The organism is Mesorhizobium sp. M2A.F.Ca.ET.067.02.1.1 (assembly GCF_004023285.1).
Lineage (GTDB): Bacteria > Pseudomonadota > Alphaproteobacteria > Rhizobiales > Rhizobiaceae > Mesorhizobium.
In genome coordinates this window covers 1-7,088 of record NZ_RZSB01000275.1, presented here as the reverse complement: position 1 = coordinate 7,088, position 7,088 = coordinate 1, and the positions used below count along the sequence as shown (strand labels likewise).

The window sequence follows — 7,088 nt, the reverse complement described above, 5'->3', positions numbered from 1 at the left end:
CGTTACGAAGAATCAACGCGTTTGTGCCTAAGCTGCACCGGCAAATTGTTGGCCAGAGGGCGTTCGACGGTCAAACTGTCATGATTTGCACACAAACAACCGCCAGATGCAGGGCGATTGGGGTTTGATGAATTGAATCGGGCATGCTGACCAAAAAAGGCAAATACGGCCTCAAGGCCCTTGTGCATCTTGCCAGCCTGCCGGCTGGCCAGCTTGCATTCGTCAACGACATTGCGGTCGCCAACAACATCCCGAAGAAATTCCTGGATGCGATCCTGGGCGAGCTGCGCAATGCCGGCTTCGTCCAGAGCCGCAAGGGCAAGGAAGGCGGTTATCGCCTCGCCCGGCCCGCTTCCGAGATCAAGATCGGCCATGTCGTGCGCGTGCTCGACGGACCGCTGGCGCCAATCCCTTGCGCCAGCCGCACGCAATATCAGCGTTGCGAGGACTGCGACGAGGCGACATGCCAGGTCCGCCACATGATGCTGGAAGTGCGCCAGGCAATCGCCGAGGTGCTGGACAACCGCAGCCTCGCTGCCATGCGCGACGCCGACAACGACGATTTCCCGGCAGAGCTCACTTCGCAGATCTGAAACGGCTCGCCCTCGACAGAGGCCCCTTGGTTGCTTGTCTGCTTTCGACGCAGTAAAGCGGCAGAGCACGATCCGGAAAAGTGGGTACCGGTTTTCGGACAAGATCATTCTCCATCTAAAAAGTGGAACGGGGCTCTGACGCATGAGGCTGCCTTGGCTTGGCAATTCCCGCAGGGCCAGCCGGCAGCCAACGTCGAACGACATCTATCGCACCGAGATCATCGCCGATGTGCCGGTGCCGGAGCGCAATGAAACCGTTCGCTTCTTCAGCCGCAAGGTAATCCGCCCCGGAAAACTGCGACGCTTCGCTAATCGGGACCTGCGCGAGAGCCTGCTGTCCTGCTTCTATCTCGGCGTCGCGGCTGTTCTGCCGGTCTCCTGGTGGGAACCCATCTGCGGCTGGGTGTCGGGGCTCCGGCGCAAGCGCCATTTCCGCAAGGAGTTCGCCCGCTACGACATCGCGGTGAAGGCGGTGCTCGGCGACACTGTCGACACGCGAAGAATATTCGAAGCGCAGCTTGCCGCCGTTCACCGCCGGCGGCTGACGCTTGCTGCGCATCTCGTCGCCGACTGGCGCTGGTCGCCGGCGATCCGCCTCGAAGGCCTCGAGGCTCTCCACCAAGCCCTGCACAACGGGCGCGGCGTCATCATATGGTGCGACCAGTTCACGGCGCAGACGATCATGGGCAAGCGCGCCTTGCATGAGGCCGGCGTCGATGCCCATCAGGTAAGCGCGCGGTACCACGGTCTTTCGCCAAGCGAATTCGGCTTGCGCGTCATCAATCCGCCATTGGTCGAGGTCGAGAACCGTTTCCTGAAAAGCCGGATCGTCTTTGAGCGCACCGACGCATATCAGGTCACCACGCGCATCCAGAAGGTCCTGAAAGCAAATGGCGTGGTGCTGATGACCAACACCATCTATGCCGGCTCCGCCTTCGCCGAGGCCGCCATGGGCGAACGTGGCTGGACCCACCTCGCCTCGGCGCCGGCAAACTTCGCCGCACGCGCGGGTGCTGCGCTGTTTCATATGGCGACGATCGAGACGATCCCTTTCCGCCAGTACCGGGCTATCGTCAGCGAGCTGAGCGCAGGCACGCAAGCGCCCGCATTGCCGGCGGGGGACACCACAGCGGCGAAGAACCTTGCGGTCCAGGCGGGATACATCCTGTCGAAGCGCGACCATATGCTGGAAACGCTCAAACTCTGTCCGGAGCAGATGATGGCCTGGTCGAGCGCCACGCGGCTGACCGAGCGGCCAACCGAGGCCGCAATCGGCAATGACGGCGCCTGAATCCCCCGAACTGTTCTAACCAGCAATCTCTTTCAAGATATCGCCAACACTTCGCGTTCCGTCGGCCGTCACCGCCCGCTCGTCCGCGGCAGGCTCTTCCAGCGTGGCGAACTGGCTGTCGACCAGGCTTGCGGGCATGAAATGGCCCTTGCGATTGGCGACCCGTCGCCAGGCGGTCTCGCGATCGATCTTGAGGTAAAGGAAGACGACCTCCGGACAAAAGCGGCTCAGCCTGTCGCGATACGTCCGCTTCAGCGCCGAGCACGCCGCCACCGCATTCCGCCCTTCGGCAACGGAACTCGCGATGCGCGCGCCGATGGCGTCGAGCCAGCCCTCGCGCAGCGCATCCGTCAGCGGCTCGCCGCGCGCCATGCGCGCCACATTCTCCGGCGGATGCAGCCGGTCGCCTTCGATGAAGTCGGCGCCAAGAGCCCCGGCAAGCGCTTCGCCGACGGCCGTCTTGCCGCAACCGGCAACGCCCATCACGACGATGGCCGGCACCGTCCGAAGATCGGTCATGCGAAGCTGCGGTCTTGCGCTTGCCTCATCCACGGTCAGCGGCTTGCCGGCGCGCGCCCGTAGAGCAGAAGCATGGCGACGATGACGACGCCATAGATGATCTGCCGCCCCGCCTCGGGCATCTGCATAACCGAGAGGATGGATTGCAGGAGCGTGATCAGGATCACGCCCGCAACCGTGCCCAGATAGGAGCCGCGCCCGCCGAGGATCGACGTGCCGCCCAGCACGACGGCGGCGATCGACGGCAGCAGATAGGCGTCGCCCATCGACTGCGCCGCCTTTGAAGCATAGCCGGCCAGAAGCACGCCGCCAAAAGCCGATAGGCCGCCGGAGACGGCGAAGGCGATCAGCACGATACGGCGCGTGTCGATGCCGGAAAGATAGGCGGCGCGCTCGCGATTGCCGATGCCGTAGACGGCGCGGCCGAAGCTGGTGCGGGTCAGCACGAAGACCATCGCGGCGCCGATCAGCGCCCAGATGATGACGGCGTTGGGAACGCCCGGGATGGTGAAACCGGTTGCCAGATAGCGCATCGCCGCCGTCGCCGAATCCTGTGGCGAGAAACCGCCCGTATAGACAACCATCAGCCCTTGCGCCACGGCATTGGTGGCCAAGGTGATGATCATCGAGGGAATGCGCAGATAGGCGACGCCGATGCCGTTGACGAGGCCGATCGCGACCCCGCACAGGACCCCGAAAGGAATGGCCAACGCGACGCCGAGCGATCCGTAGGCGGCGGCCGCGCAGGCCATCATCGCGCCTGTGGCCACGGACCACGGCACGGACAGATCGATCTGGCCGAGCAGGATGACCAGCATCATGCCGGTGGCGATGACACCGAGGAAGGACGCGACCTTCAACTGTTGCAGCAGATATTCCGGCGAAAGGAAGCTGCGCGAATAGAGGCTGCCGAGCAGGAGCAGGATCACAATGCAGGCGAAGGAGGTGACAACAGCCGGATCGGCGCGTCGCAGAAATTTGGGCATGCGGCCGGCGATGCCGCCGATGGTCGTTTCGCTCACAGGAACCACTCCAGCCGGTTGCGCACCCGAAACAGCGCGAAAGCGCCGAGGCTGACCGCGATCAACAGGATAACGCCCTGGAACAGCGGCTGCCAGAGCGGATCGAAGTCGAAGACGAACAAGAGGTCGCCGATGGTGCGGAAGGCGAGCGCGCCGAAGATCGCGCCGATGGCGCTGCCCTTGCCGCCGAACAGCGAAACGCCACCGAGCACGACGGCGGCGATCGAGAACAGCGTGTAGGCGTTGCCGCTCGCATAGGCCGCCTCGCCCGTATAGGTGAAGAAGGTCAGGAACAGGCCGCCGATGGCCGCAAGCAGGCCGGCAAGCGTGTATGCCAGGAACTTGCCCCTGCGGATCGGCACGCCCGACATGTAAGCCGCCGTCTCCGATGAACCGGCCGCATAAGCGGCGCGCCCGAATTCGGAGCGGCTGAACGGCACCCAGACGACGAGCACGATGACCAGCAGCGCCACGAGGCTCGCCGGCACGACGCCGAAGAAACGCCCGGTCAGGAAATCCGCAAGGTCCTCGTTGACCGAACCGCCGGGAACCGGTCGCAAAAGCAGCGCCAGGCCGAAAAAGACGGCGCCCGTGGCTATGGTGGCGACGATCGGCTGCAGCCGACCGTAGATGACGATCGCGCCGTTGACGGCGCCGCAGATGAGCCCGGTGCCGAGCACCGCCAGCACGCCAAACGCCGTCTCCAGGCCGGTGCCGATCACCAGCCACGAAGCCATGCAGTTGGTGAGCGTGAAGATCATGCCGACCGACAGGTCGATGCCTGCGGTGATCACCACCAATGTCTGAGCCATGGCGACGAAGGCCAGCAGCACGCCCTTGTTGGCCGCCGTCTGCACGACATTGGCGGTGAAGCCGGCCGGATGGTTGCCGCTGTAGATGGCGAACATGACGATGAAGATGCCGAATGCCAGCAGCGTTCCGCGCTGCTCGGCCAGCCAGTAACGCCAGTCCTTCACGCGCCCACTCCCTGCCTCGGCCCGGCACCTTCGCCATGGATGTTGAGCGCGCTGGCGATCAGCGCGTGCTCGGTGATCTCGGCGCCGACCAGCTCGCGCTTGACCGCGCCGTCATAGAGCACCAGCACGCGGTCGCAGCAGCCGATCAGCTCGTCATAGTCGGTCGAATAGAACAGAATCGCGGCGCCCGCGTCGGCCAGCTTGCGCATCAGCTGGTAGAGCTCCTGCTTGGTGCCGACATCGATGCCGCGCGTCGGATCGTTGAGCAGGATGATGCGCGGTTGCCGCATCAGCCATTTGGCGATCACCACCTTCTGCTGGTTGCCGCCGGAGAGCGCGCCGACAGGGATGTCGAGGCCAGCCGTCTTGATGGCCAAGAGCCCGACCATGTCGTCGATCAGCCGCTGCTCGGCGACGCGATCGATGATGCCGCCTTTCGACAGCCTGTCGAGCGCCGCGAAGGACAGGTTCTCGCGCACCGTCATCGGCAGCATCAGCCCTTCGGTCTTGCGATCCTCGGGGATCAGCGCCATGCCGATGCGGCCGTGGCTGGCCGCGGTCGGGCTGGCGATCGTAACGGGCTTGCCGTCGATCAGGATCTCACCCGAAAGGCCACGCAGCACGCCGAAAAAGGCAAGCAGCAATTCGCGCTGCCCCTGTCCATCGAGACCGCCGAGACCCACGACTTCCCCTGCCCTGACGCTCAACGAGATATTGTCCAGCCGGTCGGCCCAGGAGAGGCTGCGCGCTTCGAGAACCGTCGTCGCGGCCGCAGTTGGACCGGGTTTCGGCGGGAAGATATGGCTGTATTCGCGGCCGATCATCAGCTCGACCACTTCATTGTCGCTCTTCGAGCCGGCGGGGTAGCTGGCGACGTTGCGGCCGTTGCGGAACACCGTGCAGTGGTCGGCGAGCTCGGCGATCTCGTTCATGCGGTGCGAGATATAGAGCAGCGCCAGTCCTTCCGAGCGCAGCCGCTTCAGCACTTCGAACACCTTGGCTACATCGGCCGCCGTCAGCGCCGAGGTCGCCTCGTCGAGGATCAAGATGCGCGGTTTCCGGGCCAGCGCCTTGGCGATCTCCACCATCTGCCGGCGCGACAGCGGCAGATCCTTGACCAGGGCACAGGGATGGATGTCGGAAGCTCCGGCGCGTGCCAGCGCTTCCTCCGCGATGCGCCGCTGCGCCTTGCGGTCGATCATGCCGAAGCGTTTCGGCGGATCGAAAATGACGATGTTGTCGGCGACGCTCAATTCTGGGATGAGCGACAGTTCCTGGAAGATGCAGACGATGCCGGCCTGATTGGCTGCTGCCGGCGAGGCGAAGCTCACTTCGCGGCCATCGAGCGTCATCGTGCCTTCGTCGGGCGCCACGACGCCGGCCATGACCTTGATCAGCGTCGATTTGCCGGCGCCGTTCTCGCCCAGAATGGCGTGGATGCCGCCGGCAGTGACCGTCAGGTCGGCCTTTTCAAGGGCCCGCACGCCGCCATAACGCTTGGAGATGCCTTCCATGCGGAAGAGCGGAGCCGCGCCGTCCATCAGCCCTCCCTGGCCGTTTCGAGTTGAGAACAGGAGGACGGTGCCGCGAGCTCGCCGCGGCACCGTCCGGTCAGACTATTTGTTTTCCTTGGTCTGGCCCATGATTTCCTGCGCGGTGAAATTGATGCCGCAGGTCGGGAAGGAATTGCCGACGAAGAAATTGTCGGACTGGTCCGGGAAGTAGTCCTGGCCGGCCTTGAAGTTCGGGTCCTCCACGATAGCCAAAGGCAACTTGACCGATTGCGGCACGACATTGCCTTCGAGCGCCGAGATCGCGGTCTTGATGGCAACCGCCACCTGTGCGGGGCCGGTGCCGGCGGACGAGCATTTCAGTCCATCGGCAGCGTGCGCGGCGCAGAATTTGCGGAAGCCGTTTTCCGTCTCGCCGCCGAAGGGCACGAAGGGATGCTTGGCGTCGATCATCGCCTGCACGATGCCGGTGTCGCCGCCTTGCCCGGTGACGCCGTCGAACGGCCCGCTGGTGGCGATGGCATCGGCCGTGGCCTTTTGCGCCACGCCGTCATCCCACTTGCCGACGACCTCGGTGACGTCCCACTTCTTGCCCGACCCATCGAGCACCTCGTGGATGCCGTTGTGGCGATCGGTGTCGACCGAGGTGCCGGCAACGCCGCGCACTTCGAGCACCTTGCCGCCATTCGGCACATGCGCGACCAGCCATTTGCCCCAGAGCTCGCCCAGGCCCTTCTGGTCGACATTGACGTTGATGGCATCCTTGGTGTCGAGGATGTTGTCGAAGGCAACGAGCACGACGCCGGCTTCCTTGGCACGCTTGATGACTGGCCCGAAGGCGGTCGGATTCTGTGCGTTGACGACGATCGCGTCGAAGCCGGAATCGATGAAGTTGTTGATCGCCGAAATCTGCGCCGGCACATCCTCGCCGGTCGACACGACCTTGAATTCCTTGAGCTTCTTGGCGACATCCGGCTGCGCCGCATAGGCCTTGGCCGTCTGGATCATCTGGATGCGCCAGGTGTTGGCGATGTAGCCGTTGGCAAGCGCGATGCGGTAAGGACCGTCTTTTTTCGGAAATTTGAAAAACGGCGAGGCGGCCGCCCATGGCGCAAAGCAGTCCGGCTCTGCCGCGGGTCCCTTGACAACTTCAGGTCCGGCGATCGCCGACGAAC

At 64.3% G+C, this 7,088-nt stretch carries 7 protein-coding genes; 2 read left to right on the top strand and 5 right to left on the bottom strand.

What is annotated here, in order from left to right:
- Positions 1–143: 143 nt before the first annotated feature.
- Entirely contained in the window at positions 144–593 is a 450-nt protein-coding gene (locus tag EOA28_RS18995) for an Rrf2 family transcriptional regulator (RefSeq protein WP_040970141.1), read from the top strand.
- Positions 594–735: 142 nt separating this feature from the next.
- On the top strand, positions 736–1,884 hold the full coding sequence (locus tag EOA28_RS18990) for a hypothetical protein (RefSeq protein WP_127253677.1): 1,149 nt from the start codon (positions 736–738) through the stop codon (positions 1,882–1,884).
- A gap of 15 nt (positions 1,885–1,899) precedes the next feature.
- Here EOA28_RS18990 and EOA28_RS18985 read toward each other — a convergent pair whose 3' ends face one another.
- The 5 genes from EOA28_RS18985 to EOA28_RS18965 all read right to left on the bottom strand — a co-directional run.
- Positions 1,900–2,403: a gluconokinase gene (locus tag EOA28_RS18985; RefSeq protein WP_127253678.1), complete on the bottom strand. Its 504-nt coding sequence runs from the start codon at positions 2,401–2,403 to the stop codon at positions 1,900–1,902.
- Positions 2,404–2,438: 35 nt separating this feature from the next.
- Entirely contained in the window at positions 2,439–3,425 is a 987-nt protein-coding gene (locus tag EOA28_RS18980) for an ABC transporter permease (RefSeq protein WP_126081921.1), read from the bottom strand.
- Positions 3,422–4,402: an ABC transporter permease gene (locus EOA28_RS18975; protein ID WP_126060006.1), complete on the bottom strand. Its 981-nt coding sequence runs from the start codon at positions 4,400–4,402 to the stop codon at positions 3,422–3,424. Before EOA28_RS18975 ends, EOA28_RS18980 begins: the two co-directional genes overlap by 4 nt.
- A complete protein-coding gene (locus EOA28_RS18970) occupies positions 4,399–5,943 on the bottom strand; it encodes a sugar ABC transporter ATP-binding protein (protein WP_127252312.1) in 1,545 nt (514 codons plus the stop codon). The genes EOA28_RS18975 and EOA28_RS18970 overlap by 4 nt, the downstream gene beginning before the upstream one ends.
- 75 nt (positions 5,944–6,018) lie before the next feature.
- A partial coding sequence (locus tag EOA28_RS18965; RefSeq protein ID WP_128315150.1) for a sugar ABC transporter substrate-binding protein occupies positions 6,019–7,088 on the bottom strand: 1,070 nt, incomplete at its 5' end.

Excerpts from the sequence above, each read along its gene's own strand:
- EOA28_RS18995 (WP_040970141.1), top strand. The coding sequence starts at position 144 with ATGCTGACCAAAAAAGGCAAATACGGCCTCAAGGCCCTTGTGCATCTT.
- EOA28_RS18990 (WP_127253677.1), top strand. The coding sequence starts at position 736 with ATGAGGCTGCCTTGGCTTGGCAATTCCCGCAGGGCCAGCCGGCAGCCA.
- EOA28_RS18985 (WP_127253678.1), bottom strand. The coding sequence starts at position 2,403 with ATGACCGATCTTCGGACGGTGCCGGCCATCGTCGTGATGGGCGTTGCC.
- EOA28_RS18970 (WP_127252312.1), bottom strand. The coding sequence starts at position 5,943 with ATGGACGGCGCGGCTCCGCTCTTCCGCATGGAAGGCATCTCCAAGCGT.